We start from the raw sequence: 24070 nt of genomic DNA, 5'->3' as shown, positions 1-24070 counted from the left end.
AGGCCCGACGATACCCAAAACGGCAGCAGCGCCTTCACGTCGGCGTGCGCTCACCGGTGATCGGGTCACGGCGGTTGGCCTGGTACTCGGCCACCTCGTGCAGCAGCCAGGCCTGGAAGATTTCCAGCGACGGGTTGCTGGCCTTGCGTTCCGGCGTCGAGAGGTAATAGGCGCGGTCACTCGGGCAAGGCTGGCGCACCGGAATGACAAGCCGGCCCGAGGCCAGGTCATCGCCCAGGTCGTACTCGGGCACCAGCGCCACGCCCAGGCCAACGATGGCCGCCTGCAGCGACATGAAGAACAGCTCATAACGCGGCCCGGCCAGCTCATTGCCCGGCGCATAGCCCACCGATTCAAACCAGTGGCGCCAGGCATATGGGCGGGTGCTTTGCTGCAGCAGCGGAAAGGTGGCCAGCTGCTCTGGTGTGAGTGTGCGGTGCGGCGCAATCAGGGCCGGGCTGCACACCGGCACCAGGTTCTCGCGCATCAGCAAGGTCGTCACGGCGCCGGGCCAGTTGCCATCGCCGGCGTAAATGGCCGCATCCACCTCGGAATCCTCGAACAGGAAAGGCCGCGTGCGGCTCGACAGGTTGAGGGTGATGTCCGGGTGTTGCTGCGCAAAGCCGGCCAGCCGGGGCAACAGCCACCGGGTGCCGAAGGTGGGCACCACGGCCAGCTCGAGCGAGGCGCCTCGGCCGCGGCGCGCCATCAGGTTCAGCGTGTCACGCTCGATGCGGTCGAGGTGGCCAGACACCTGGCGGTGGTAGGCCACGCCCGCTTCGGTCAGCAGCACGCCGCGCCGGGTGCGCCGGAACAGCTTGAGCTCCAGCAGGGTCTCCAGCCCGGCGATCTGCCGGCAAATGGCGCTCTGCGTCAGCGACAACTCGTTGGCGGCCTCGGTGAAGCTGGAATGGCGCGCCGCCGCATCAAAGGCATTGAGCGCAGCCGAACTGGGGATCTTGCGTCGCATGAGCAGCGCTCCGAGTGATTACGGAGTGCGATTTTTGCATGACACAGTGAGAACAAGTCGTTTGATTCACTGCAGCAGCCTCACCTACAGTCGCCCAAAACCACAGTGCAATCTTCCACGGATGCACATCACAAAGGAGACCCGGATGCCTGACCAGCCTGATCGGAGCCCCAGCGAAGGCGCGTTGTCGCACCTGCGCGTGCTCGATCTTTCCCGCGTGCTCGCCGGCCCCTGGGCCAGCCAGATGCTGGCCGACATGGGCGCCGAGGTGCTGAAGATCGAGCAGCCCGGCCAGGGCGACGACACCCGCCAGTGGGGCCCGCCCTACCTGGCCGATGCCCGGGGCGAGCAGGTGGAGTCGGCCTACTTCCTGTGTGCCAACCGGAACAAGAAGTCGGTGGCGATCGACCTCTCCACCGCCGAAGGGCAGCAGCAGATTCGCGCGCTGGCCGCGCAGTCTGATGTGCTGATCGAGAACTTCAAGGTGGGCGGCCTGAAGAAGTACGGCCTCGACCACGAAACCCTGCGCGCGCTGAACCCGCGGCTGATCTATTGCTCGATCACCGGCTTTGGCCAGACCGGTCCTTATGCCCAGCGCCCGGGTTACGACTTCATGGTGCAAGGCATGGGCGGCCTGATGAGCCTGACCGGCCTGCCGGACGGCGAACCCGGCGGCGGCCCGGTGAAGGTGGGCGTGGCGCTCACCGACATCATGACCGGCCTGCATGCGGTGGCCGGCATCCTGGCGGCGGTGGCCTGGCGCTCACGCTCGGGCGAAGGCCAGCACATTGATCTGGCACTGCTGGACGTGCAGGTGGCCTGCCTGGCCAACCAGGCGCTGAACTACCTGGTCAGTGGCCAATCACCCGGCCGGCTCGGAAACGCGCACCCTAGCATCGTGCCCTACCAGTCCTTCCCCACGGCCGACGGCGAGATGATTCTCGCGGTGGGCAACGACAGCCAGTTCGCCGCTTTCTGCCGCGCGGCCGGCCATGCCGAGTGGGCAGCCGACGCCCGCTTCGCCACCAATGCGGCACGGGTGAAGCACCGCGCTGAATTGATCCCGCTGCTGCGCCAGACCACCGTGCACCAGACCACCGCGCAGTGGATCACGACGCTGGAAGCCGCCAACGTGCCATGCGGCCCGATCAACACGCTGGCGCGGGTGTTTGATGACCCGCATGTGCAGGCGCGCGGCCTGCGCGTGGACCTGCCCCACCCGGTCACCGGCACCGCGCCGGCCGTGGCCAACCCCTTGCGCTTCTCGAAAACACCGGTCCAGTACCGCTGGGCAGCACCGGCCCTCGGTGAACACACCGAGGCCGTGCTGGGCACCTTGCACGCCCCCGCCGCCCAGGCCCTTCCTTCCACTTCCTGCTGAAAGCCCCTTCACCATGAAACTGCTGTCTTTCGAATACCAGGGGCGTGCCTCCTGGGGCGCCGTGATCGGCGACCACGTGGCCGACCTGGGCCGCGCCCATCCGCAATACCCCACGCTGCAGGCCTACCTCGAAGCCGGCCGCGGCGCGCTGGCCGCACAAGACGCCGAAGGCGTGGCCGCGAGCATTGCGCTGAGTGACATCACCTTCCTGCCGGTCATTCCGCACCCGGAAAAGATCGTCTGCGCGATCCGCAACTACCACGATCACCACCGCGAAGTGGTGGCCGCCGGCCTCGACCGCGAGCTCTCGGCCTACCCGCCGATCTTCCTGCGGGTGTGGCGCTCACAGTGTGCGCATGGCCAGCCCATCCTGCGGCCGCACTGCTCGGACTCGCTCGACTGGGAAGGTGAGCTGGCTGTGATCATCGGCAAGCCCGGCCGCAACATCCCCGAAGACAAGGCCCATGAGCATGTGGCCGGCTACTCGATCTACAACGACGCCAGCGTGCGCGAGTGGCAGTTCCATGCCAAGTCCATCGCTGCGGGCAAGAACTTCGAATCGACCGGCGCCTTCGGCCCGTGGATGATGACGGCGGACGAGATTGCGCCGACGCAGCCCCTGAAGCTGACCACCCGCCTCAACGGCGTGCAGATGCAATCGACCACCACCGCCGACATGATCTTTTCGGTGGCCCAGCAGATTGCGTATGCCTCGACCATCTTCACGCTCGTGGCCGGCGATGTGCTGGTGACCGGCACCCCCGGCGGCGTGGGCTGGAGCAAGAAGCCACCGCGTTTCATGGTGCCCGGCGATGTTGTCGAAGTGGAGATCGAAGGCATCGGCACGCTGCGCAACCCGATCGAACAAGCACCGATCTGAGTGCCCCCCTGAGGAGACAACACCATGAACAAGAAGACCCTGACCCGGCGCGCTGCATTGGGCGCCACCCTGGCCGCACCCCTGCTGGCCGGCGCACTCAGCCTGGCGCTGCCGCGTGCAGCGCACGCCCAGACCTACCCTGACAAGCCCGTGCGCATCGTTCACGGCTTCGCCGCGGGCGGCAATGCCGACGCGGTGGCACGCATCCTCGGCACCGACCTGGCCCGCATCCTCGGCCAGCAGGTGCTGGTGGAGCCCAAGCCGGGCGCGGGCGGCACCATCGCGGCGGGCAGCGTGGCCAGCGCCAAGCCGGACGGCTACACGCTGCTGCTGGCCACGGGCGGCCACGCCATCGCCGGTGCGCTCTACGACAAGCTGCCCTACGACACGGTGCGCTCGTTCCAGCCGCTGGCCTCGCTCACCTCGTTCCCCTTCCTCGTCGTGACGAACGCGGGCAACCCCGCCACCACGCTGCCCGAACTGCTGCAAGGCGCCAAGTCCCGCAACAAGCAGCTGAACTTCGGCACCGCCGGCATTGGCACCGGCCAGCACCTCACCGGCGAATTGCTGGCGCAGCGCTCGGGCGGCGCGATGATGCACGTGCCCTACCGCGGCGAAAGCGCGTCCATCACCGCCATCCTGGGCAATGAGGTGGACTTCGTCGTCGTGGCCCCGACGGCCGCCATCAGCCACATCAAGGCCGGCAAGCTGCGGGCACTGGCCACCTCCGGCGGCAGCCGCTGGAATGGCCTGCCCGACGTGAAGACCGTGGCCGAGCAAGGCCTGGCCGGTTTTGAAGTGCGCTCATGGACCGGACTGCTGGCACCCGCCGGCACACCGAAGCCCGTGACCGACCGTCTGCAGGCCGCCATCCAGCAGGCCCTCAAGGACGAGGCCCTGGTGGCCCGTCTGGTGGAGGTGACAGGTGGCGACGTGGTGGCGGGCGGCCCGCAGGAGTTCCAGCGCCTCATCGAGACTGACCTGAAGCGCTGGTCGCAGCTGGTCAAGGAAGCCAAGATCCAGAAGGACTGACCATGAAAGTACTGCGCCCCACCCCTGCCCATTTCGGCATCTACACGTATGACCTCGACCGCATGGTCGACTTCTACACCCAGGTCTTCCGCCTGACGATCACCGACGAAGGCATCGGCAAGAACTTCGGCAACCGGCTGGTGTTCATGAGTGCCACCGACGACCAGCATCACCAGTTCGTGCTGTCGGCCGGCCGCTCGCCCGAAGCCAAGGTCAGCACCATCATGCAGGCCTCCTTCCTGGTGCCCGATCTGGCCGAGCTGCGCCTGAACCGCGAGAAGGCCGAAGCGCTGGGCGCCACCGCCATCCAGCCGATGAACCACGGCAACGCCTGGTCGGTGTACTACTTCGACCCCGAGGGCAACCGCGTCGAGGTCTACATGGACACGCCCTACTACGTGAACCAGCCCTACGGCACGCCGCTGGACCTGTCGCTGAGCGAAACCGAATTGCTGGCGCAGACCCACGCCATGGTGCGCGACGACCCCAGCTACATGCCGCTGGCCGATTGGCAGGCAAAGTTCCGCGAGCGCGGCGCCGGGAGGGCGTGATGAAGGCGAACCTGATTCACGGCGAGTGGGTCACCGGCACGCGTGCGGTGGCCAACATCAACCCGTCAGACACGCGCGACGTGATCGGGGACTACGCCCAGGCGGATGCCGCTGCGGCCAGTGCCGCCGTGGCCGCCGCTGCACAGGCCTTTCCGGCGTGGTCGATGAGCGGGCCGCAACAGCGCTTCGACGTGCTCGACAAGGTCGGCACCGAACTGCTGGCCCGCGCGGCCGAGCTGGGCGACCTGCTGGCCCGCGAAGAAGGCAAGACGCTGCCAGAGGCGATTGGCGAGGTCACGCGGGCCGGGCAGATCTTCAAGTTCTTTGCCGGTGAGGCCTTGCGCCAGCGCGGCGACTTGCTGGCCTCGGTGCGCCCGGGCATCAGCGTGGAAATCACCCGCGAGCCACTGGGCGTGATCACGATCATCACGCCGTGGAACTTCCCGATCGCCATTCCGGCGTGGAAGATTGCACCGGCGCTGGCTTACGGCAACTGCGTGGTGTTCAAGCCAGCTGAGCTGGTGCCGGGCTCGGCCTGGGCACTGGCCGAGGTGCTGTCGCGCAGCGGCCTGCCACCCGGGGTGTTCAACCTCGTGATGGGCACGGGCGCGGAGATCGGCCCGGCGCTGGTCGATGATCCGCTGGTGACGGGCTTGAGCTTCACCGGCTCGGTGGCTACGGGCCGTCGCCTGGCGGCCAGCTGCGCGACGCGTGGCGCGAAATTCCAGCTCGAGATGGGCGGCAAGAACCCGCTCATCGTGCTCGACGACGCCGACCTCGACGTGGCGGTGAACTGCGCCGTGCAGGGCGCGTTTTTCTCCACCGGCCAGCGCTGCACGGCGTCCAGCCGTTTCATCGTGACCGACGGCATCCACGACCGGTTCGTGAGCGCCCTGGTGCAGCGCATGAAGAGCTTGAAGGTGGGCGACGCGCGCCAGGCCGGCATCGACATCGGCCCGGTGGTGGATGCCCGCCAGCTGGCGATCGACCTCGAGTACATCCAGAGCGCCCAGGCCGAAGGCGCCACGCTGGCCCAGGGCGGTGAACACCACGCCACCGACGCCCAAGGGCAGCCCGGCTTCTTCCTCACGCCTGCCCTGTTCACCAACACCCACAACGGCATGCGGATCAGCCGCGAAGAGGTGTTCGGGCCGGTGGCCAATGTCATCAAGGTGCGCGACTTTGACGAGGCCATCGCCGTGGCCAACGACACGCCGTTCGGCTTGTCGAGCGGCATCTGCACCACCAGCCTGCGGCACGCCACGCGCTTCAAGCGGCTGGCGCAGGCCGGCATGGTGATGGTCAACGCCCCCACCGCCGGCGCCGACTTCCATGTGCCCTTCGGTGGCCGCAAGGGCTCCAGCATGGGCGCACGCGAACAAGGCACCTACGCCAGCGAGTTCTACACGACGGTGAAGACCGCCTACACCGCCGCCTGAGCCTGGCCTCACTGCGGTACTTGCCCTGAAACTTCAACGAGCACACCCCATGCCTTTCATCGACATCAAGATCATCGAAGGCGTTCTGCCTGACGACAAGAAGGCCGACCTGATCGCCGCCATCACCGAAGCGGTGGCGCAGGTGGGCGGCGAAGGCCTGCGACCCATGACGCGCTGCGCGATCCAGGAGATCCGCAGCGGCTGGTGGGGCGCGGGCGGCAAGCCCGTGACCACCGAAGCCGCCCGGCCGAAATAAGCCCCGCCGCCATAGCCTGACGCACCACCCCATGCACGCCCCTGCTCAATTCATGCGCTTGCTCACGTGCCTGCCGGCATTGCTGCTGGGGGGCTGCGCCTTTGCGCCTGCAAGCCCGTCCGCCACTCAGTCCTCAACAGCGTCAGCTCCACGCCCTGCCCAGCCCGGCCTGCTGCAGCAATGCCAGGCGCTGACCAGCAGCTTCCAGCACCCGGCCACCGAGTTGCGTGCAACCACGGTGGTGCCCGCCGGCACGCTGAACAACGCCGGCCGGCCCGTGGCCGAACACTGCCTGGTCACCGGGCAGATGCATCGGCGCGTGAGCCCGGTCGACGGGCAGACCTACGCCATCGGCTTCGAGATGCGCCTGCCCCGCGACTGGAGCGGCCGCTTCCTCTACCAGGCCAATGGCGGCACCGACGGCATGGTGGCCACGGCCGACGGTGGCTCTGCATTGGGCAGTGGCGGCGTGCTGACGAACGCCCTGCAACGCGGCGTGGCCGTGATCAGCTCGGACGCCGGTCACAGCGCGGCGCAGAACCCGCTGTTCGGCCTCGACCCCCAGGCCCGGCTCGACTACGGCTATCAGGCCGTGGCCAAGCTCACCCCGATGGCCAAGGCCTTGATCGTGGCGGCCTACGGTCGGCCGGCTGATCGCTCGTACATCGCAGGCACCTCGAACGGCGGGCGACACGCCATGGTGGCCGCAGCCCGCCTGCCAGAAGCGTTCGACGGCGTGCTGGCCCAGGCCCCGGGCTTCAACCTGCCGCGCGCCGCGGCCGCCAACATGGCCACGGTGAAGCACTGGGAGCGGATCGCCCCGACCAAGGTGGTGAACGGGCAGCCGGATGTGGAATCGGCCCTGCCCACGGCGGACCGGGCCCTGGTGGCACGGGCCATCCTGGCGCGCTGCGACGCGCTGGACGGCCTGGCCGATGGTCTGGTGCACGACACCGAGGCCTGCCATGCCGCGTTCAACCTGCAGCGCGATGTGCCCACTTGCAGCGGCGCGCGTGATGGCAGCTGCCTGAGCGCCGAGCAGAAGCAGGCGCTGGCCCGCGCCCATGCGCCGTCCTTCACCAGCAACGGCACGCCTGTCTACAGCGGCTTCGCCTTCGACCCCGGGCTGGTGCAACCCGGCTGGGCCGAATGGAAGTTCCGGAGCGCCCTTGGCCGCCAGCGCAACCCGGTGTCGATCGCCTTCATCATGTCGTCGCCGCCCTCTGGCGATCTGTCGATGGCGACAGACGCGTCACGCTCGGCAGCCTTCGCGGTCAGCTTTGATCTGGACAGCGAATTCCCGAAGTTGTTCGCCACGCAAGGCCCCTACACCGAGAGCGGCATCTCGTTCATGACCCCGCCGGGCGACATGCTGTTCGAGCCGTTCATGCGGCACGGCGGCAAGCTGCTGGTGGTGCACGGTGTAGCAGACCCGATCTTTTCATCGGAAGACACGGCCGCCTGGTATCGGCGACTGAGCCAGCACCACAAGAGCGCCACCAGCAACTTCGCGCGCTACTTCCAGGTGCCCGGCATGGGCCACTCGCGCGGCGGGCCGGCGACCGACCAGTACGACGGGCTGGCCGCGCTGATTGATTGGGTGGAAGGGGGCCAGGCGCCGCAGCGCATCGTGGCCACCGCACGCCAGGCCGGCAACCCCGGCGGCGCCAACCCGGACGTGCCGGCCCAGTGGCAGCCCCAGCGCAGCCGCCCGCTGTGCCCCTACCCCAGCGTGGCGCGCTACACCGGTGGCGACACCGCATCAGCCGCCAGCTTCACCTGCCTGCCCTGAAAGGCCCGCCATGTCATTGCTCGAGGTTCGCAAGCGCCAGCTGGTGGTGGAAACCGTGTTCCACGAAGGTGGCCCGCCACCCGCCACGCCGCTGCGCATGGCCGCCGCGCTGGCGGTAGTTCGCAACCCCTATGCAGGCCGCCACGAGCCCGACTTGCTGCCCTTCATGGCCGAGCTGCGCACCCTCGGGCGTGCGCTGGCGGAAGAAGCCGCCGGCGCGCTGGGCACCGGGCGGGTGGAGGCCTACGGCAAGGGCGCCATCGTCGGCGTGAACGGTGAACTTGAGCATGCCGCCGTGTGGCACGAGGCAGGTGGCTGGGCCATGCGCAGCGTGCTGGGTGAGCCCAAGGCCATCGTGCCGGCCAGCAAGGCGGTGGCCAGCGCCGGTTATCGGCTGATGGTGCCGCTGCACCATGTGAACGCGGCCTATGTGCGCAGCCATTTCAACGCGATGGAGGTGGGCCTGCAGGACGGCCCGCGGCCCGACGAGATCCTGTTCGCCCTGGTGATGGCGGACGGTGGGCGCATCCACGCGCGGCTGGGTGGCTTGCGCGCAGACCAGATCGCGGTGCACGACGGGCAGCGTTGACGTCCAGAAGTCGACAAAATCCATCTTGTTGCAAATGCGAATCGTTCGCAATAAGATGGATGCATGCACACCCAATCACCACACGCTTCCGCCGAGCCCGATGGCCCCTACCTGGCCAGCGCCGTGCGGCTGGCCTGTTGCCCTACCGGTTCGAACCCGGTTCCGGGCACCCAGGTGCACGGCTCTCGCCGCCGCAAGCTCTGGGAGTTGCCCGTGCATGCACATTGCCCGGTGGTGGGCGTGTGCCTGCCGATGGAGGCGGTGCGCCAACTCGTCAACAAGACGGTGGGCGATGTGGGCGACGCCAGCGACCACGCCCTGCACTGCGGCGTGAACGCCGAATGCAAGCAGCGCAGCCGGGTGTCTGAAGCCGTGCACAAGGAGCTGGACCGCCGCTACGCCTTGCCGCTGCAGCAAGCCAAGGCGCTGAAATGCACGCACACCCTGACCGCCCATTGGCGCCAGATGCGCGGCCAGGGCAGCGCGGTGGCCGGCGCGCTGTGGGCCGTGCTGACCCACCCGCGCTGCGACCCGGTGCTGGAAACCGAAGTGCTGCAGGACATCCACATGCTGCAGCACCAGCTCGGCGCCGCCGACCGCGCCGACCACGCCCGCATCCGGGCCCTGCTGCATGAAAACGCCGTGGTAGCCCGAGCACTGGCTTCGGCCCAGCAACGCTGCACCCGCCTGAGCGAACAGCATGCCCAGGCGCTGGCCGCGCTGCAGGCGGAGCAAGTGACGCTGCGCGGCGCACTGATCGCCAGGACGTCAGAGCTGGCGCAGCTGCAGCAGGCCCATGCGCAGCTCAAGGCCACTCTGCCCGACCTGGACAGCCGCCTTGCCCTGAAGCAGCAACTGGCGATGCAGCAGGAACGCAACCAGGCGCTGCAGCAAACCCTCTCGCAGCTGCGGATGGCGCATGAGCGCCTGGTGGCCGAAACCGACCCTCCGCGTGCTGAGCCACGCGCTGAGCAACCCGTTCAAAAAGACGCCCCCGTGCCGGTGGCCGCCCCCACCCCCACCCGCTGGCAAGACCGTGCCGTGCTGTGCGTGGGCGGCCGCCCGGGCGCCATTCCGATCTACCGGGAACTGGTGGAACAGGCCGGCGGCCATTTCCTGCACCACGACGGTGGCGAGCAGGAGTTGCTGGCCAAGCTCGACAGCACGCTGGCCGCGGCCGATCTGGTGATCTGCCAGACCGGCTGCATCAGCCACAACGCCTACTGGCGGGTGAAGGACCATTGCAAACGCACGGGCAAGCCCTGCGTGTATGTGGACAAGCCCAGCGCCAGCCGCCTGAAGCGCGTGCTGCTCGAGCCCTCAGCGCCAGTGGCTCAATCGGCCCAGCGCAGCATCGCCTCGTCGCGCCAGTAGGTCACTTCGCTGTAGAAGCCTTCCCACACGCAGCCGATGCAGCCGCTGTCGCAGCAGTTGGTGGGCTCGGCGGGCGCAGCGGGCAGCGCCACATCGGCCGCCTTGGCGCGGGCCAGCACCGCCTGCACCAGCGCGCGGGCCTCGGCGGGCTCGGTGGGTGTCCAGTGCATCAGAACGTCATCGGGGATCATCGTGTCTCGGGGGCAGCGGCTGCAAAAACAGGCCCGGTTTCTACCATGCCCGCCCCTCGGCATCGATTAACCTTGGCGCCCCATGCCGTTTTCCCTGTCCGAGCCGGTGCATGCCGAGCTGATCATCAAGAAGAGCCGCTTCATCGCCTGCGTGCAACCGGTGGCCGACCGTGCCGCCGCCCAGGCCGTGGTGGCAGAGCTGCGTGCCCAGCACCCCGGCGCCGTGCATGTGTGCTGGGCCTTGATGGCGGGCGGGCAAAGCGCGGCGGTCGACGACGGCGAGCCCTCGGGCACCGCGGGCCGGCCCATGCTGGACGTGCTGCGCCACCAGGACCTGGACGGCGTGCTGGCCACCGTGGTGCGCTACTGGGGCGGCGTGAAGCTGGGCGCTGGCGGCTTGGTGCGCGCCTACACCGACAGCGTGGCCCAGGCCCTGCTGAAAGCCACCAAGGTGCCCCGGCAACGCCTGCGCCACCTGCACTGCCAGGTGCCCTATGCGCTGGAAGGCTGGCTGCGCCGCCAGCTGGACACCGCCGGTGCCAGCCTGGGCGAGGTGACGCACGGCTCGCTGGTGGAGGTGCGTTTCAGCCTGCCCGACAGCGATGCCGATGCCCTGGTGAAGGCGCTGGAGGACGGCGGCCAGGGTCGGCTCGGCTGGATCAAGCCCGACTGACCGCCTGCCGCGCTCGCAACGTGCCTCAAGTTGGGGCATGCTCAGGCCGATGACAGTCAGACCACGCCACCTCGAGCGTGGCGGCCCGCATGTGCGGCAGCAACAACCAGGATCAGGCAGGCGAGCAATGCCTTGGTGGCGGTGGTTTGATTCATTGAAATTCAAGGTGACCGTCGCCGGGGTGCTGGCGCTGGCGCTGGGCATCGGGGTGACAGCCACCGTGCTGATGCTGCGCGCCGAAGGCGAAACCCTGGACGCGCAGCGCCGGATGGTGCTGGAAGAAGCCTCGCACGATGCCCTGACGCTGTCGCGCCACGTGGTGGGTCAGCAGCGCGCCCTGGGTGCAGCCGCCGGCCAGTTCCACCCGCCCGACCTGGCCAGGCCCGACGTGCTGCAAGCGCGCCTGGCCGGTGAACACGTGTTGAGCACCCTGTTCGATGCGCTGTTCATCGTCGATGCCAAGGGCCGGATGCTGATGTTCCGCGACGACGCCGGCACCCGCCCGATGTCGCTCGACGTGGCCGACCGCCCCTATTTCATCCGCACGCTCGAAGAGCGTCGAGGCATCATTTCCGAGCCGGTGACCAGCCGCGTCACCGGCAACCAGGTGGTGCTGCTCACCTGGCCGATGGTGCATGCGGGCGCGGTCTCGGGCGTGCTGGTGGGTGCCATCACCCTGCAGCGCCGTGACCTGCTGGCCACCGTGGTCGACCCGACCAATACCGAGCACCCGGCGCTGGTGATCATCACCGATGCCGCCGGCAAGATCATCGCCCACCCCACGGCCGACATGCGCGGCCATTCGATCGAGGCCGACCCCTTCCTGCACGGCGCCTTCAAACGCTGGCAGGAAGCCGGCAGCCCGGCCGAGCTCAGCGGCATCGACATCAGCGATCGAGAGCACCTGACCGGCGTGGCCGCCGTGCCCGGCACCGACTGGCTGGTCTGGCGCAGCCAGGACGTGGCGGGCCTGCTGGCGCCGCTGCGTGACGGCCGCACTGAAGCCACCCGCGTGGCCGCCGGCGTGGTGGTGGTGCTGGCCGTGGGCCTGGCGATCATGCTGCGCTGGCTGCTTCGGCCTCTGTACCGGCTGGAAAAGCGCGCGGACCGACTGTTCGACAGCGACATCGCCCCCGACGAAGGCTGGCCAGCCGCCACCGGCGAGGTCGGCCAGTTGCAACGCGTGCTGCGCCGCAGCGTGCGTGAGCGCGCCTTGATCGAAGAGCGCAACAACCAGGTGCTGCAGCAACTCAGCTCGGTGCTGGCGGCAGCGCCCGTGGGCATTGCCGTGACACGTGCCGACCAGTTCGAGCTGGTGAGCGCCCACCTGTGCCAGCTGCTGGACACGCCGCAGGACGACCTGCTCGGCCAGCCCATGCAGCTGGTGTTTGCATCCAACGAAGACTACTTCGCGATGGCGCCGCAGCTGGCGGCGTCGTTCAAGGTGTCGCAACCCTATGCGGCCGAATGGCAGCTGCTGCGCCGGGGCGGCCAGCCTTTCTGGGCGCGGCTCTCGGCCCAGCCGGTGAACCCGCATGCACCCGCCGACGGCATCATCTGGACGCTGCAGGACATCACCCGGGAAGTGGCCTCGCGCACGGCGCTGGAATGGTCAGCCACCCATGACAGCCTGACGGGCCTGGCCAACCGCACGGTGCTGGAAGAGCGGCTGGCTCGCGCCGTGAGCCAGCGGCCGGGCTCGATGCCCGCCTGCGTGCTGATGTTCGACCTCGACCACTTCAAGCCGATCAACGACGAGTTCGGCCATGCCGCGGGTGACGCCATGCTGCGCGCCGTGTCGCAGGCCGCTGCCACGCAGGTGCGCTCGGTGGACCTGCTGGCCCGCATCGGCGGTGACGAATTCGGGGTGCTGCTGGAGCACTGCCCGGCTGATGCCGCGCAGCGCGTGGCGGTGGCCATACGCGATGCCATCAGCGAGCTGGCCATGCCCTGGGAAGGCCGCAGCCTGCGGGTGGGCGTGAGCATTGGCCTGGCGCCATTGACCGCCGATTACACCGACGCAGCCCAGTGGCTGGCCGACGCCGACCAGGCTTGTTATGGGGCCAAGGCAGCTGGCCGCAACACCGTGCGCAGCCACCTGCCGGCCGGCTTGGCTGCGGGCGGGCCGCTGGGCTGGCAACAGTCGGCGCAGGGCCTGCGCCTGGTGGCTCAGCGAACCAGCAACACCCGTTGATCAACCGGTGCTGACGAACGGGCCGGTCTGGCAGGGCACCACTCAGTCCGGCAGGCCGCGCTGCGGCGGCGGCTTCTTGCCACGCTGGGCCTTCTTGATCTGGCGCTCGGCCTCGATCACCTCACCCGCCGCACGCCAGGCCAGAAATTCCTCCGGCGTTTCCAGGGTGATGCGCCCCAGATGCCCGGTGCGGAAATCGGTGATGACCAGCTCGGCGGCCTTCTGCATGTTGATGCGGCCACCGCTTTGCACCGCACCACGCTGGCGGCCGATGGCGGCCAGCAGGTCTTCGGCCGGCACGTCGGCCACCTTCTCCTGCTTGTAGCGCGCGGCGATGCGGTCGGCGTAGGCCACTTGCAGGGTTTCCAGCAGCTCCAGCGCCACCTCTTCCTCGTCGTAGGCGTTCTTGCCCACAGAGCCGGCAGCGGCCAGGTGAAAACCGCTCTCCGGCACGATGATCTTCGGCCACAGCATGCCCGGCGTGTCGTAAAGGTAGACGTCCTTGGCCAGCGTGATGCGCTGCTCGGTCTTGGTGATGCCGGCTTCGTCGCCCGTCTTGGTGGCCTTCTTGCCGACCAGCGTGTTGATCAGCGTGGACTTGCCCACGTTGGGTACGCCGCAGATCAGGATGCGCAGCGGCTTGTCCATGCCGTTGCGGTGCGGGGCCAGCTCGCAGCAGGCGGCGGCCAGGCGGGCGGCCGGAGCGGGCTCGCTCGCATCCAGCGGAATGGCGCGGGTGCCGGGCTGGGCGTTGTAGTGGGCCAGCCAGAGCGCGGTGCGCCCGGCATCGGCCGTGTCCTGCTTGTTCAGCACCTTCAGGCCGGGCTTGCCGCCGGTCAGCTCAGCCAGCAGCGGGTTGGCGCTGGAGCCCGGCAGGCGCGCATCCAGCAGCTCGATCACCACGTCGATGCCCAGCTTCATGCGCTCGGTGATGGCCTTGCGCGTGGCGTGCATGTGACCGGGGAACCATTGGATGGACATCAGGGCTTTCCTTGCGCTGGGGCGAATGACAACCTGCCATTGTCCCAGCTTGCGCGCCCACTGCGTTCAATGGGCCGATGTCACCGACTCAGCCAGCCAGCGCTGGATCTCCTTGGTCGTGGTCGGCGCCTCGCCGTGATAGGCCAGCGCACCCAGCACGGCATCGAAATCACTCAGCGCATCGGCGCTCGCCCACAGGCAATGGTCGGGGCCGACCAGGCGGTACGGCTGCAGGGCCTCGCCCGGCCGCAGGGTGCCGTTGTGCTGCACCCGCCAGCCGTTCACGTGCACGCAGTCACGCCAGAACACCCCGACACCGATGCGGGTGGTGCCCGCGAGTATGTGTATGGCCATGTCTCACTCCTTGTGAGACGGCTATCGTCATTTTTATCACTTTGTTGAGTCGGGGCGGGTTTACACCGCGCTCGGCTTGAGCTTGAACGCCCCCACGGCCTGCACCAGACGGTCGGCCTGCTGCTTCAGGCTCTCCGAGGCCGCTGCACTTTCTTCGACCAGCGCCGCGTTCTGCTGGGTGACATGGTCCAGCTGGGTCACGGCATCGTTCACCTGGCCCAGACCCAGCGTCTGCTCCTGCGCGGCGGTGCTGATTTCCACGATCAGCTGCGAAACCGAGCTGACCTGCGCCACGATGCCGCTCACCGCCGTGCCGGCCGCAGCCACTTCCCGGGCGCCGGCTTCCACGCGCTCACTGCTGTTGCCGATCAGGCGCTTGATCTCGCGGGCGGCCTCGGCCGAGCGCTGGGCCAGCACACGCACCTCACCCGCCACCACCGCAAAGCCTCGGCCCTGCTCACCGGCCCGGGCGGCTTCCACCGCGGCATTCAGCGCCAGGATGTTGGTCTGGAAGGCGATGCCGTCGATCACGCCGATGATGTCGACCACCTTGCGGCTGCTGTCATGGATGGCGTCCATGGTGCTGACTACCTGGCTGACCAGCGAGCCGCCGTGTGCCGCGGCTTCACGGGCATGGGCTGCCATGTCGGCCGCCTGGCGCGCGTTGTGGGCGCTGCTCTGCACGGTGTCGTTCAGCTCTTCCATCGTCGCCGCGGTTTGCTGCAGGCTGGAAGCCTGCTCCTCGGTTCGCTGGCTCAGGTCGGCATTGCCCACCGCAATCTGGGCGCTGCCGGTGGCGATGCTCTCGGAGCTGTCGCGCACGGTGGTCACCACTGCCGAGAGCTGGTCGTTCATCTGGTTGAGCGAGCGCAGCAGGTCGCCCAGCTCGTCCTTGCTGCGGGCACTGGCCGTGGTGGTCAGATCCCCTTCGGCAATGCGTTGAGCCATGTGCACCGCCCACTGCACCGGGCCGGTCACCGAGCGGGTGATGAGCCAGGCCTGCGCAGCACCGATCACCAGCGTGGCCAGCACGGCCACGCTGAGCCAGAAGATGAGCTTGTCCTGCAGCACGTCAGCAGCGCGGTACTCCTGTTCAGCCACCGTGAGCTGCAGTTGCACCAGCTTGCCGTTGGCCTCGTTCACGGCATGGCCCAGCGGCTTGAGCTTGCTCTGGTCGATCTTGCGGGCTTCGTCGAAATTGCCCGCCTTCATGGCGGCCACCAGCGGCAGCAGACCGTCGGTCAGGTAGGTGCGGCGGGCGGCATCAAAACTGGCGGCCAGCACCTTTTCTTGCTCGGTCAGGTAGGTGGCCATGTAGGCCTTCCACACCTCGTCGATGCGGGCCAGGTGCCGCTGCACCTGCGCGTCATTGCCCTGGCCAAGCGCAGGGTCGGCGTGGGCCAGGGCCTCCAGCACGAGCGACCGGCTGTCGAGCAGCAGGTGGTCGATCTCGGCCAGCTGGCCCATGGGCACGGTGCGGTCCTCGTACACCGTCTTCAAGCCGTCGTGCACCCGCCCCAGGCTCCAGCCACCGGCCACCGCAATGGCGAGTGTCAGCAGCAGCATCAGCGCAAATGAGGCGCCGAGGCGCACCCCGATCCTGAAATTCCGGACATTGATCATCGCGTAGACCTTCTTGGCGTTTGACGACCCCTGAAGGCCGTTTCGCGCTTTTTCGGCCTTCAGCGTCAAAGATCAAGGGTCTTGCCCCGGTAAATGTGGGCAGTTTTACGCAGCAGGCGCCACCAGCGCGCCCATGGCCCACCGGGCCACCGCCGCATGGGCGGCATTCAGGTTGTCCGAGGTGGCGGTGCTGCCGCCCATGAACACGGCCAGCACCAGCGGCGGCTGCCCCGGCGGCCAGGCCACGGCCACGTCATTCACCGCGCCGCGCGGGCCGGTGCCGGTCTTGTCGCCGGCCTGCCAGTCGGCTGGCCACGGCGCGCGCAAGCGGTTCATGCCGGTGCTGGCGCCACGCAGCCACAGCTGCAACTGCTGGCGCGAATGGCTGGAGAGCGTCGAGCCGTGCACCACGCTGGCCACCGTGCGGGCGAAAGCCGCGGGCGACGTGGTGTCGCGCGCATCGCCCGGCAGGTTCGAATTCAGTTCGGGCTCGTTGCGGTCGAGCCGCGTCACGGCGTCGCCCCAGGCGCGCAGCAAGCGCGTCAGCCCGGCGGGGCCGCCCACCCAGGGCAGCAGCACATTGGCCGCCGCGTTGTCGCTGACGCCCACCGTGGCTTCGCACAGCATGCCCAGCGGCACCTGCACCGCCGCACGCGTGCCCAGCAAGCCTTCCATCACCGGGGCATAGGGCACCAGATCGGCTTTGCGCACGGCCACGGTTTGCTGCAGGCTGAGTCGGCCGGCATCCACCTGCGTCAACACAGCCGCGGCCAGCAGCAGCTTGAAGGTGGAGCACATGGCGAAGCGTTCATCGGCCCGGTATTGCCAGAGGCGCCCGGTGCGCGTTTCCATCAGGCACACGCCGATGCGACCACCGTGCTGCGATTCCAGCCCGTTGCACAGAGCGGCGAGCGAATCTGCGGCTGCGGCCTCACGGGGGCTGGTGGTTGATGCACCCAGCGCGGCCTCTTGCCCCTGCGACGGCGGCGGGCTGAGCAACTGGGCGACAGCCGCGCCGGGCCATGCGAGGCTGAACCCGGCAGCGCCCACGCCCGCGGCCAGGCCGGTGAGCAGCGCACCACGGCGGGCCATGGGCACGGGCGATGCGGTGTCTGCTGGATCGACCTTCATCGGTTCAGCGCGCACTTTGAGGCGAGGCCACGAAGGCCGAGCGCTGGTAGCCCAGCGCCACCGCCCGGTCCAGCGCCAGCGCCAGTTCGGCCTCCGGCAACTGAGGTGTGCGGGACAGCACCCAGCCGAATTGGCGGCTCGGCTCGCCGACCAGTGTCCACTGCTGGCCTGCGCCCTGGGCCAGCACCCAGTAATCGCCATAAAACGGCCGGAAGAAGCTCACCCGCAACTTGGCATTGCCACTGCCGGGCACCACCTCGGCCACACCCGTGGCCACATCCACGGCGCCGGAAGCGGTGCGGCAGCGGTTTTCAACGACCAGGGTGCTGGGTTGTCCGGTGGCCTGGCCACTGTTCTGACCATCCTTCAGGCTGTACCTGGCTTCGGTGTCGCCCACGCACTGGGCCTGGAAGCGGTTCGGCACCAGCGCCACCTGGTACCAGGTGCCGAGGTAGCCCGGCAGATCCACCTGCGCTACGGTGGGCAGCGGCGGGTTGGGTGGGCCGGAGGCGCAGCCAGACAGCGCAAGCACGGAAACGAACGTCAAGACAGCAGCGGCAGCGGCCGAGAGGCGCACCGGTCGGGAAACACCAGCGGCGCGGGGCGAAAGCAAAGGCATCGTCATGCCCGCATTGTCTGCCCGACGGCGCAAAACGCCAGTGCAGGGTCAAGGGGGATGGGGGGGATGGAGGGCGGCCTCCCGGTGCTGGCGCCGTCAGTGCGTCCAGACCCAGACCACGCTGCGCGACATGTTGACCTGCTGCAGCGTGACCCAGCCCAGGTGCGGGCGGTTGGCGCCATTGGCAGCCGAGGGCAGCAAAAGCTCCGACAGATCGAGGCTCACATCAAACGGCGCCCCCTGGAAACCCAGGCGCGTGACGCTGCTGACGCCGTCGTGCAGCGCCAGCGGCAAAGGCTGCCCGGCGCGCCGCGTCCATTCCTGCGCAAACGCGGCGCCCGATTGCACCTCGGGCACGGCCCCGGCCAGCTGGAACAAGCGGCCCAGGCCATTGTTGGCCGACAGCTGCTGCAAGGCGGCCAGCACATCGGGCACGGGCTGATCAGCCTGGGCGTGGGCGGCACGCAGGCCGGCTTCGGTCAGGGGTTTCAGGGCGGCGTGGGCAGGCGAGAGGCTGAGGCCGCCGAGCAGCGACGCGACAGCAACGAAGTACCGGGACAACACGGCGGAGCTCCTTCGGGAAAGAGCTGCCAGTGTGGGGAATCGGTGCCCGCGCGATCAGCGGAAAAGCGGCGCTATAGCGGCCCGGAACGGCCTCAACGGGGCGGGGCTTTCAGGCACCCATGGCGCTGCGCCACAGGCCATGCGCGTCAGCGCTGCATCGCCTCCAGCGCCGCACGCGGCCCACCCACCACGATGCACCCCGCGCCATGCAGCATCAGGTTGCGCGGCAGGCCGAAGTCTTCGACCGAATAGCCTTGGGCATCCACCCAGCTTCCCGGGCTCTCTGGCGATTCGGTGCACGGCACCTGCTGCACCAGCGGCCGGCAATCATCGGTGTAGCCCCACACCGCCTTGTTCAGCGCTGCGGCGTAGCCCACCTCGAACGCGGTGCCCGAATCAGGCTCGTGGCCGCGGAAATTGGCCAGGTTGGCCAGCACCACGTCCGAGCGCTGGATGAGCGCGATGTTGGCGCGGTAGATCCACATGGCCAGCGCCTCACCGTGCAGGTCGGTGGGGGCCTGGTTGTCGAGCGGGAACAGCCCCGTGTGGCCGAACTCGGCGCACAGCGCTTGCAGGCGCTGGCCGTGGGCCACGGCGTCAGGGCGGAAAACGTCGAAGCCGGCGAGGTAGATGGTCTTTGAGATGCTCATGGCAAGGCCCGTTCAGCCACGCCCATGTCGCGCCACAGCGCGGGGTGGCAGGTGAAGAGCAGCACCTGGTGGCGCTGGGCGGCGTCGAAGATCACGCGCTTCATGTGGGCCAGGCGGGTGTCGTCACTGTGCACCAGCGCATCGTCCAGCATCAGCAAGGTGGGCCGGCCGGCGGCTTGCAGCAGGTCGGCGTAGGCAAAGCGGCTGATCAGGCCGAGTTGCTCGCGCGCGCCGAAGCTCAAGGCGCTCACGTCGCCGGTTTCCAGCGCGCCGTTGGCCCGCGTGCGGGTCAGGCTGCCGGGGGCCAGGTGTTCATCGATCTGCACGCTGCCGCCCGGAAACAGCAGTTGCAGGTAGCGCTGCATGTGCTGCTGCAGCGGGGCTTGCAGGCGCGTCAGCGCGGCCTGGCGTTTGGCGTCCAGGCGCTGGCACAGCCAGTTCAAGGCATCGGCCCGGCGCTGCAGCTGGCTCAGGCGCTGGCTGCCGCGCACCAGCTCGCCGTGGGCTTGTTCGCGCAGCTCGCCCAGCCCCGCCGCCTTGGCGTTCTGCAGGGTGTTCTCAAGCAGCATGATCTGGTCGCGGCGCTGCTGGTGGGCCTGCTGCAGCTGCTGCACGCTGCGCTGCAGGCGCTGGATGTCTTGCGCCACGATGTCGGGCCGCGCTGCACGCAAGGCGCCTGCGGCCTGCTCCACCCGTGCGGCCAGGGCCGCGTGTTCGGTTTGCGCGCTCAGCCATTGCTGCTGCGCCGCGGCATGGCGGGCCTGGTGGCTGGCATCGGCCAAGGCCGCTTGTGCGGCGGCGATTTCCGCCTGCGCGGCAGCAAGCTGGCTGTGCAGCGCCGCCTGGGCGCTTTGGGCTTGCGACAGCGCCTGCTGGCTGCGACGCTCTGCTTGCTCGGCGGTGTCGTGCAGCGCTTCGGCATCAGGCACCGAGACGGCATCAGACGTAGCCTCTGCCAGCGGTGGCAGCGCCTGCAAGGCAGTGGTGGCCGCTTGCACCCGGGCCTGCGCCTGGGCCAGCGCCGCACGCAGCGCGTCCAGCCCTTGCGGCGCCACCAGCGCCAGCGCCTGCTCGGCCAGCCGCAGCTCGCTCTGCTGGGTCTGGTGGCGGGCTTGGCGGGCTTCGGCCGCGGCCAAATTTGGCAGCCCGAGCTTGTTCAATGCGGCAGCCAGATCGGCCTCAGCCTGCGCTTGATCGCGCGCCAGCTCGGCCAGGTCAGCACCGCCGGGGCTGATGCTCAGGCGGCCCACGCCGGGCAGCTCCAGCGTGGCGGGCGCGTCCAGCAGGTGAGTGCTTTGGCCTTGCAGGGTGAGCACCTGGCCGTGGGTATCCAGGGTCAGATGTTGGCCCGGCAACAGATCCACCTGCAGGCGGGTGGCCACGGCTTCGCGCTGCAGGGTGGCGTCACGCAGGGCGCGGTCGCGCTGGCGCAGGGCATCGAGCTGGGCCGGCGTGATGGCGGTGGCCGCGGCCTCGGCGCGCAGGGTGCTCAGGCGCTCGTGCTCGGTGGTGGCGCGTTGCAGCGCGTGGTGCAGCCGCTCTGCCGTGGCGGTGGCTTCCGTCTGCTGGGCTTGCAGGCTGTGGCGCTGGGCCACGGCGCGCGCGGCTTGCAAGGCGGCGCGGGCGGCGGCGCTGCGGCTCTGGGCCCGCTCAGCGGCGGTGCGGGCGGTGGCCAGCAAGGCCTCGCCTTCGTCGTGGCGCAAGGCCAGCGCGGCCAGGGCCTGCTGGCGGGTGGCCAGCGCGGCTTCAGCCTGCGCATGGGCCTGCAACTGGGCTTGCAGCAGGTCGCGGTTCTGCTGCAGTTGCTGCAGGCGGGCGGTGTCTTGCGCAAGCTGATGTTCCTGCGCCGCCAGCGCCTGCTGCACGGCCTGGGCCTCGGCGAGTTGGGCTTTCAAGGCCTCCCAGGGCTGGGCAGCGTCATCGTGCTGGTGGGCCTGGCGCAGCAGGGCCAGCTGGTCCACCTGCTGGCTGTACAGCGCCATCTGCTCGTCCAGCGCACGCAGCTCGGCAGTCAGGCGGTCCACGTCCTCCATCGCCTGCAGCAACGCAGCGCGCGGCTTGCCGGTGCCGCTCAGCAGCTCACCGCGCTGGGCACGCAAGGCGTCCAGCACGGCGTCGCCGCGGCTGGCGGCCAAGTTGGCAGCCACATGGGTGCCCTTCGACGCATCTTGAGCATCAGCACCGGCGGGGGCCTGGTGGTTCGACAAGGCCTTGTGCAGGTGGTCACGCGCTGGCGCCACTTCCAGCACCTGGCCGGTGCCCTGCTCTACCCACAGCAGGCCTGGAATGCCCCAGTGCTCGGTTTTGCTCGCGCCCTTGCCCGCAAAGGTGAAGCCCAGCAGGTCGGCCAGATGGTCTTCTGCGTCCACGCCTTCAAAGCTGCGGGCGCCCAGCTTCAAGGCGCAGCGCTTCTTGCCCAGAAAGGTTTTGACGAGGTGGGCCGGCTCACCGAGCAGCTGGAAATCAAGCTCGACAGTGGGCGTGGCGGCGCTGTCGCCCCAGGGGCGCAGGTCGTCCACCACGGTGGAGCGGTGCCGGTCAAAAAAGGCCGCGCGAATGGCGCGCACCAGCGTGGATTTGCCGGCCTCGTTCGGCCCGGTGATGATGTTCAGGCCCGGCTCCAGCGCCGTCAGCTCGAAGGGCTGGCGGAACTGGCGGAACTGCTCGACGCGCAAACGGGTGATGTGCATGGATCAATCTGCCAGGTGGGTGGCCAGCAGCGCCAGCGCGTCTTCGGCCAGGCGCGCGTCGTCAGCGCTTGCGGGTTGGGCCAGGGTCTGGCGCAGCTCGGCCAGCACTTCGCCCAGGTAGCCGTCGGCTTGCAGCGCGGCCATGTCGTCGTCGGTGGGCAGCATGCGCAGCTCGCCCAGGTCGGCCTGCAAGTGGCGGGTCTGTGCATCGGCCTGGCCAATGGCGGCTTGCAGGCGCTGGTGGCCGGGCCAGTCGGTATGGCCTTGCAGGTGCAGGTCCACCACGTCGGTGCGGCCGAAGGCGGCCAGTTGCGCCACCACGGCGTCCACATCGGTGGGCACGCTCAGCTGCGCGGTCACGCTGTGCCAGGTGAACTGCGCCACCGGCAGCGGCTGCACCACGGGCTCGGCGCCGGGGGCGTCAATGTTCACCAGCAGCGCCAGGCCGGCATCGTTGTTGCGGAAGCGGTCGGGCTCGGGCGTGCCGCTGTACCAGAGCCGCGGGCTGATGGCCTTGGCGCCGTGCCAGTCGCCCAGCGCCAGGTAATCCAGGCGGGCACGCTCGGGGCGATCAGGGGCGATGGGGTTGGCGCTGTCGATGTCTTCCGCCAGGATGCCCTGCACGCTGCCGTGGCCCAGGCCGATGCGCAGCAGACCGTCGGGCGTGGGCGCCAGGTCAAACCACTCGGTCAGATCACCGTGGGTGTGGCGCTGGGTCAGGGGCGCGGGCAGCACGGCAAAGCCCAGGTCGGCAAACACCCGCACCTCGGGCGCGAGCAGCAGGTGGGCGTTGGGCGGCACGGCGCCCAGGCGCTGCGCGCGGGTCCAGACGCTCTCCGTCAAGGCCGCGTCATGGTTGCCGGGGATCATCAGCCACGGCCCGGCAAAACCGGCCATGGCCTGGAAAAGCCGGCGAATCACCCGGTCGGACACGGTCTGGGTGTCGAACACGTCACCTGCCACCAGCACGGCCTGCACCTGGTGCTCCGTGGCCAGCGCCGCCAGGCGCTCCACGGCCGTTGTGCGGGCTTCAGCAAGGATGACGGCGTGTTCGGGGTCGAATGTTGCAAATTGACGACCAATTTGCCAATCGGCGGTGTGCAAGAAACGGGGCAAAGCGAGCTCCAGGGGCCAAGACCACGATGATGACAGCGAACCCGCACTCTGCCCGCAGCGGGGCTCAGGGGATGAGCCTGCATGGCGCCACTCAATCAACGCCATAAAACGCCGATAAACCCCGAGCAGTACCGGTTTCCGGCTGCGGTAACCTAGCCGCACCACAGGCTGGCTGCGTCCCTACTTCAAAACGAAGGTTTGCCATGTCGATGTTCCGCCTTGCACCCGCTTCCCTGCTGGCCGGCGCCACCCTCGCCGGTGCGCTGCTCACCGCCACCGCCCCGGCACACGCCGGCCCGGTGCTCGACAAAGTGACCAGCAGCGGCACGGTGCGGGTGTGCATCTGGCCTGATTACTACGGCATCACCTTCCGCAATCCGCGCACCAACCAGCTGGGCGGCATCGACATCGAGCTGTCCGCCGAATTCGCCAAGGACCTCGGCGTGAAGGTGCAGTACATCGATTCCAGCTTCCCCAAGCTGATCGAAGACCTGGTCACCGACCGCTGCGACATCGCCATGCATGCCGTGGGCGTGCTGCCGGCCCGGGCCGAGAAGCTGCGCTTCACCAAGCCTTACCTGCAAAGCGACATCTACGGCATCACTACTCGCAGCAACCGCACCCTGAAAACCTGGGACGACATCGACAAGCCCGGTGTGCAGGTGGCCGTGCAGGCCGGCACCTTCATGGAGCCGGTGATGGCCGGCGCGCTGAAGCAGGCCAAGCTGGTGGTGGTGAAGCCGCCGCAAACCCGCGAGCAGGAGCTGGAAGCCGGTCGGGTGGATGTGTTCATGACCGACTTCCCTTACAGCCGCCGCCTGCTGGACAACGCCGACTGGGCGCGTCTCATCAGCCCCACCAAGACGTTTTACACCCTGCCCTACGCCTACGCCGTGAAGCCGGGTGACGAGGCCTGGCTGCAGAAGGCCGACGACTTCGTGGCCCGCATCCGCAAGGACGGCCGCCTGGCCACCGCCGCCCGCAACAACGGCCTGACCGAAATCGTCGTCCGCTGACGAC

At 68.8% G+C, this 24070-nt stretch carries 23 protein-coding genes; 12 read left to right on the top strand and 11 right to left on the bottom strand.

Annotated features, from left to right (window positions below; all coding sequences use genetic code 11):
- Positions 1–34: 34 nt before the first annotated feature.
- A complete protein-coding gene (locus tag AACH00_RS14175; protein WP_341399813.1) occupies positions 35–970 on the bottom strand; it encodes a LysR family transcriptional regulator in 936 nt (311 codons plus the stop codon).
- 145 nt (positions 971–1115) lie between these two features.
- On the opposite strand from AACH00_RS14175, the gene AACH00_RS14170 reads away from it, so the two are divergent.
- The 9 genes from AACH00_RS14170 to AACH00_RS14130 all read left to right on the top strand — a co-directional run bounded on the left by AACH00_RS14170 (position 1116) and on the right by AACH00_RS14130 (position 10264).
- Complete coding sequence (locus AACH00_RS14170) at positions 1116–2351, top strand: CaiB/BaiF CoA transferase family protein (protein ID WP_341399812.1); 1236 nt, start codon at positions 1116–1118, stop codon at positions 2349–2351.
- 13 nt (positions 2352–2364) lie between these two features.
- Positions 2365–3231, top strand: a complete 867-nt coding sequence (locus AACH00_RS14165) for a fumarylacetoacetate hydrolase family protein (protein ID WP_341399811.1) — start codon at positions 2365–2367, stop codon at positions 3229–3231.
- A gap of 24 nt (positions 3232–3255) precedes the next feature.
- Entirely contained in the window at positions 3256–4263 is a 1008-nt protein-coding gene (locus tag AACH00_RS14160; protein WP_341399810.1) for a tripartite tricarboxylate transporter substrate binding protein, read from the top strand.
- A 2-nt stretch (positions 4264–4265) separates the two neighbouring features.
- Positions 4266–4814 carry a VOC family protein gene (locus AACH00_RS14155; protein ID WP_341399809.1) on the top strand — a complete coding sequence of 183 codons (549 nt, stop codon included), beginning with the start codon at positions 4266–4268 and terminating at the stop codon, positions 4812–4814.
- Positions 4814–6253 carry an aldehyde dehydrogenase family protein gene (locus AACH00_RS14150; protein ID WP_341399808.1) on the top strand — a complete coding sequence of 480 codons (1440 nt, stop codon included), beginning with the start codon at positions 4814–4816 and terminating at the stop codon, positions 6251–6253. Before AACH00_RS14155 ends, AACH00_RS14150 begins: the two co-directional genes overlap by 1 nt.
- A 49-nt stretch (positions 6254–6302) precedes the next feature.
- On the top strand, positions 6303–6509 hold the full coding sequence (locus AACH00_RS14145) for a tautomerase family protein (RefSeq protein WP_341399807.1): 207 nt from the start codon (positions 6303–6305) through the stop codon (positions 6507–6509).
- A 52-nt stretch (positions 6510–6561) separates the two neighbouring features.
- On the top strand, positions 6562–8301 hold the full coding sequence (locus AACH00_RS14140) for a tannase/feruloyl esterase family alpha/beta hydrolase (protein ID WP_341399806.1): 1740 nt from the start codon (positions 6562–6564) through the stop codon (positions 8299–8301).
- Positions 8302–8311: 10 nt separating this feature from the next.
- Positions 8312–8890 (top strand): amino acid synthesis family protein, encoded by a 579-nt coding sequence (locus AACH00_RS14135; RefSeq protein ID WP_341399805.1) that lies wholly within the window; start codon positions 8312–8314, stop codon positions 8888–8890.
- Between the two features lie 63 nt (positions 8891–8953).
- On the top strand, positions 8954–10264 hold the full coding sequence (locus tag AACH00_RS14130; RefSeq protein WP_341399804.1) for a DUF2325 domain-containing protein: 1311 nt from the start codon (positions 8954–8956) through the stop codon (positions 10262–10264).
- Here AACH00_RS14130 and AACH00_RS14125 read toward each other — a convergent pair.
- A complete protein-coding gene (locus tag AACH00_RS14125) occupies positions 10225–10455 on the bottom strand; it encodes an oxidoreductase-like domain-containing protein (RefSeq protein WP_341399803.1) in 231 nt (76 codons plus the stop codon). The two genes, AACH00_RS14130 and AACH00_RS14125, sit on opposite strands and share 40 nt — an antisense overlap.
- Positions 10456–10537: 82 nt before the next feature.
- Between AACH00_RS14125 and AACH00_RS14120 the strand changes: the two genes are divergently transcribed.
- Together AACH00_RS14120 and AACH00_RS14115 are read left to right on the top strand one after the other, a co-directional pair.
- Entirely contained in the window at positions 10538–11128 is a 591-nt protein-coding gene (locus tag AACH00_RS14120; protein WP_341399802.1) for an IMPACT family protein, read from the top strand.
- Positions 11129–11294: 166 nt separating this feature from the next.
- A complete protein-coding gene (locus AACH00_RS14115; RefSeq protein WP_341399801.1) occupies positions 11295–13322 on the top strand; it encodes a sensor domain-containing diguanylate cyclase in 2028 nt (675 codons plus the stop codon).
- 42 nt (positions 13323–13364) lie between these two features.
- On the opposite strand, the gene ylqF is transcribed toward AACH00_RS14115, so the two are convergent.
- From ylqF to AACH00_RS14070, 9 genes are all read right to left on the bottom strand, one after another.
- On the bottom strand, positions 13365–14303 hold the full coding sequence (gene ylqF / locus AACH00_RS14110) for a ribosome biogenesis GTPase YlqF (RefSeq protein ID WP_341399800.1): 939 nt from the start codon (positions 14301–14303) through the stop codon (positions 13365–13367).
- A gap of 66 nt (positions 14304–14369) precedes the next feature.
- Entirely contained in the window at positions 14370–14657 is a 288-nt protein-coding gene (locus tag AACH00_RS14105; RefSeq protein WP_341399799.1) for a hypothetical protein, read from the bottom strand.
- 60 nt (positions 14658–14717) lie between these two features.
- Entirely contained in the window at positions 14718–16280 is a 1563-nt protein-coding gene (locus AACH00_RS14100; RefSeq protein ID WP_341399798.1) for a methyl-accepting chemotaxis protein, read from the bottom strand.
- Between the two features lie 105 nt (positions 16281–16385).
- Positions 16386–17411, bottom strand: coding sequence for a class A beta-lactamase (bla, locus tag AACH00_RS14095; RefSeq protein WP_341399797.1), 1026 nt, complete (start codon positions 17409–17411; stop codon positions 16386–16388).
- Positions 17412–17415: 4 nt separating this feature from the next.
- Positions 17416–18036 (bottom strand): lipocalin family protein, encoded by a 621-nt coding sequence (locus tag AACH00_RS14090; RefSeq protein ID WP_341399796.1) that lies wholly within the window; start codon positions 18034–18036, stop codon positions 17416–17418.
- Positions 18037–18126: 90 nt separating this feature from the next.
- On the bottom strand, positions 18127–18594 hold the full coding sequence (locus AACH00_RS14085) for a hypothetical protein (protein WP_341399795.1): 468 nt from the start codon (positions 18592–18594) through the stop codon (positions 18127–18129).
- 146 nt (positions 18595–18740) lie between these two features.
- On the bottom strand, positions 18741–19244 hold the full coding sequence (locus tag AACH00_RS14080) for a nucleoside 2-deoxyribosyltransferase (protein ID WP_341399794.1): 504 nt from the start codon (positions 19242–19244) through the stop codon (positions 18741–18743).
- A complete protein-coding gene (locus AACH00_RS14075; protein WP_341399793.1) occupies positions 19241–21934 on the bottom strand; it encodes an AAA family ATPase in 2694 nt (897 codons plus the stop codon). The genes AACH00_RS14080 and AACH00_RS14075 overlap by 4 nt, the downstream gene beginning before the upstream one ends.
- 3 nt (positions 21935–21937) lie before the next feature.
- Entirely contained in the window at positions 21938–23050 is a 1113-nt protein-coding gene (locus tag AACH00_RS14070; protein WP_341399792.1) for a metallophosphoesterase family protein, read from the bottom strand.
- Between the two features lie 209 nt (positions 23051–23259).
- On the opposite strand from AACH00_RS14070, the gene AACH00_RS14065 reads away from it, so the two are divergent.
- Entirely contained in the window at positions 23260–24066 is an 807-nt protein-coding gene (locus AACH00_RS14065) for an ABC transporter substrate-binding protein (RefSeq protein ID WP_423221942.1), read from the top strand.
- The last annotated feature ends 4 nt before the right edge of the window (positions 24067–24070 follow it).

It is taken from the genome of Ideonella margarita, from assembly GCF_038066635.1.
GTDB lineage: Bacteria > Pseudomonadota > Gammaproteobacteria > Burkholderiales > Burkholderiaceae_C > Ideonella > Ideonella margarita.
Note: the sequence above shows the minus strand (reverse complement) of the source record. Positions and strands in the feature narration are given on the sequence as shown.

What these genes read in the sequence shown, in the direction of transcription:
- AACH00_RS14165 (WP_341399811.1), top strand. Translation starts at nt 2,365, where the DNA reads ATGAAACTGCTGTCTTTCGAATACCAGGGGCGTGCCTCCTGGGGCGCC.
- AACH00_RS14065 (WP_423221942.1), top strand. Translation starts at nt 23,260, where the DNA reads ATGTTCCGCCTTGCACCCGCTTCCCTGCTGGCCGGCGCCACCCTCGCC.
- AACH00_RS14160 (WP_341399810.1), top strand. Translation starts at nt 3,256, where the DNA reads ATGAACAAGAAGACCCTGACCCGGCGCGCTGCATTGGGCGCCACCCTG.
- AACH00_RS14150 (WP_341399808.1), top strand. Translation starts at nt 4,814, where the DNA reads ATGAAGGCGAACCTGATTCACGGCGAGTGGGTCACCGGCACGCGTGCG.
- AACH00_RS14145 (WP_341399807.1), top strand. Translation starts at nt 6,303, where the DNA reads ATGCCTTTCATCGACATCAAGATCATCGAAGGCGTTCTGCCTGACGAC.
- AACH00_RS14075 (WP_341399793.1), bottom strand. Translation starts at nt 21,934, where the DNA reads ATGCACATCACCCGTTTGCGCGTCGAGCAGTTCCGCCAGTTCCGCCAG.
- AACH00_RS14120 (WP_341399802.1), top strand. Translation starts at nt 10,538, where the DNA reads ATGCCGTTTTCCCTGTCCGAGCCGGTGCATGCCGAGCTGATCATCAAG.
- AACH00_RS14155 (WP_341399809.1), top strand. Translation starts at nt 4,266, where the DNA reads ATGAAAGTACTGCGCCCCACCCCTGCCCATTTCGGCATCTACACGTAT.
- AACH00_RS14080 (WP_341399794.1), bottom strand. Translation starts at nt 19,244, where the DNA reads ATGAGCATCTCAAAGACCATCTACCTCGCCGGCTTCGACGTTTTCCGC.
- AACH00_RS14170 (WP_341399812.1), top strand. Translation starts at nt 1,116, where the DNA reads ATGCCTGACCAGCCTGATCGGAGCCCCAGCGAAGGCGCGTTGTCGCAC.
- ylqF (WP_341399800.1), bottom strand. Translation starts at nt 14,303, where the DNA reads ATGTCCATCCAATGGTTCCCCGGTCACATGCACGCCACGCGCAAGGCC.
- AACH00_RS14175 (WP_341399813.1), bottom strand. Translation starts at nt 970, where the DNA reads ATGCGACGCAAGATCCCCAGTTCGGCTGCGCTCAATGCCTTTGATGCG.
- AACH00_RS14125 (WP_341399803.1), bottom strand. Translation starts at nt 10,455, where the DNA reads ATGATCCCCGATGACGTTCTGATGCACTGGACACCCACCGAGCCCGCC.
- AACH00_RS14105 (WP_341399799.1), bottom strand. Translation starts at nt 14,657, where the DNA reads ATGGCCATACACATACTCGCGGGCACCACCCGCATCGGTGTCGGGGTG.
- AACH00_RS14100 (WP_341399798.1), bottom strand. Translation starts at nt 16,280, where the DNA reads ATGATCAATGTCCGGAATTTCAGGATCGGGGTGCGCCTCGGCGCCTCA.
- AACH00_RS14130 (WP_341399804.1), top strand. Translation starts at nt 8,954, where the DNA reads ATGCACACCCAATCACCACACGCTTCCGCCGAGCCCGATGGCCCCTAC.
- bla (WP_341399797.1), bottom strand. Translation starts at nt 17,411, where the DNA reads ATGAAGGTCGATCCAGCAGACACCGCATCGCCCGTGCCCATGGCCCGC.
- AACH00_RS14135 (WP_341399805.1), top strand. Translation starts at nt 8,312, where the DNA reads ATGTCATTGCTCGAGGTTCGCAAGCGCCAGCTGGTGGTGGAAACCGTG.
- AACH00_RS14090 (WP_341399796.1), bottom strand. Translation starts at nt 18,036, where the DNA reads ATGACGATGCCTTTGCTTTCGCCCCGCGCCGCTGGTGTTTCCCGACCG.
- AACH00_RS14140 (WP_341399806.1), top strand. Translation starts at nt 6,562, where the DNA reads ATGCGCTTGCTCACGTGCCTGCCGGCATTGCTGCTGGGGGGCTGCGCC.